Source organism: Streptomyces sp. NPDC051020, assembly GCF_040683105.1.
Lineage (GTDB): Bacteria > Actinomycetota > Actinomycetes > Streptomycetales > Streptomycetaceae > Streptomyces.
Map to the genome: position 1 here is coordinate 1 of NZ_JBFBCG010000249.1, position 1,023 is coordinate 1,023.

A 1,023-nucleotide genomic window follows, 5' to 3' on the forward strand; every position below is an offset into this window, starting at 1 on the left:
CGCCACGGCCTCCTCGTACGCCCCCGGCACCATCTCGGCCCGCCCGGACACCACCATCCGCCGGAAGACGTCCCCCCGCACATGAACGGCCCGCGACAGCCGCTCGGCCAGGGCCTGGGCGACGGTGGATTTACCGGAGGCCATCACGCCGGTGATGAGGACGACGGCGGGGCCGGGTTCGTTGCGGCTCGCACCCCGTTCGTCGCGCTCCTGCATCACCACGTCGTCGTCCACTGCTCTCTCCTCTGGCTTGGCAGGCCGGTCGCTCGGGCAGACGTCAGTTGGTGTTCGAGTCCGCGCGCGAACGAACCGGCGGACTTGTCGGCGGACTTGTCGGCGTGCGGAAATGGCGCTGCTGTCGGAGTCGGCAGCAGCGCGAAGCAATCCCGAGGTCAGCCGGTGACGGCATCCGCCAGGAAGGCGGTCCACGCGGCGGGGGCGACGGCGAAGGTGGGACCGTCAGTGACCTTGGAGTCGCGGACGTGGACGGTGTGGGGGCAGGTGGCAACCTCCACGCACGCGCCGCCCTCGTTGCCGCTGTAGCTGGACTTGCGCCAGTCGTAGGCGACTTCGACGCAGGCTTCGCCCTCGTTGTTGCTGTAGCTGGACTTGAACCAGGAGAGCTCGGGCCCGGTGGTCACAGTTGCCTCGCCTTCGTTTCGATGATCTCCGCCGACTTCCAGGGGTTGAGCGCCTGCGCCCGCAGAATGCCGAAGAGGTCGAACATGTCACCCACCTGCCCCGGCCTGGAGATCAACCTATCGCCGCCCTGGCCCTCCACGAACACCAGATTGCGGCCTTCCGCCGTGCACATCAGTTGCATGGGCCCCATCAACCCTCACCGAGGGCGAACCGGGCCCGGTCGTACGGGAGATCGCGGGCGGCCGATGGATGTACTTCCTGATCCCGCCCGGGTCGAGCAAGGAGTACGACTGGCCGCCGGGTGCCAGGTGCTTCGGGCCGGCCGCCCGTGACCAGTACGTGGGAATCCCCGCACCCGACGGCAACACGTATCCACTGAGC

3 protein-coding genes are annotated in these 1,023 nt (G+C 68.5%); all 3 read right to left on the reverse strand.

Going from position 1 to position 1,023, the window contains the following annotated elements; genetic code table 11:
- On the reverse strand, nt 1-216 hold a 216-nt coding region (locus tag AB0N06_RS39020; protein ID WP_366139401.1), incomplete at its 3' end, for an AAA family ATPase.
- A 176-nt stretch (nt 217-392) separates the two neighbouring features.
- Nucleotides 393-641, reverse strand: coding sequence for a DUF397 domain-containing protein (locus tag AB0N06_RS39025; protein ID WP_366139399.1), 249 nt, complete (start codon nt 639-641; stop codon nt 393-395).
- Nucleotides 638-814: a hypothetical protein gene (locus AB0N06_RS39030; protein ID WP_366139400.1), complete on the reverse strand. Its 177-nt coding sequence runs from the start codon at nt 812-814 to the stop codon at nt 638-640. The genes AB0N06_RS39025 and AB0N06_RS39030 overlap by 4 nt, the downstream gene beginning before the upstream one ends.
- Between the last annotated feature and the right edge of the window lie 209 nt (nt 815-1,023).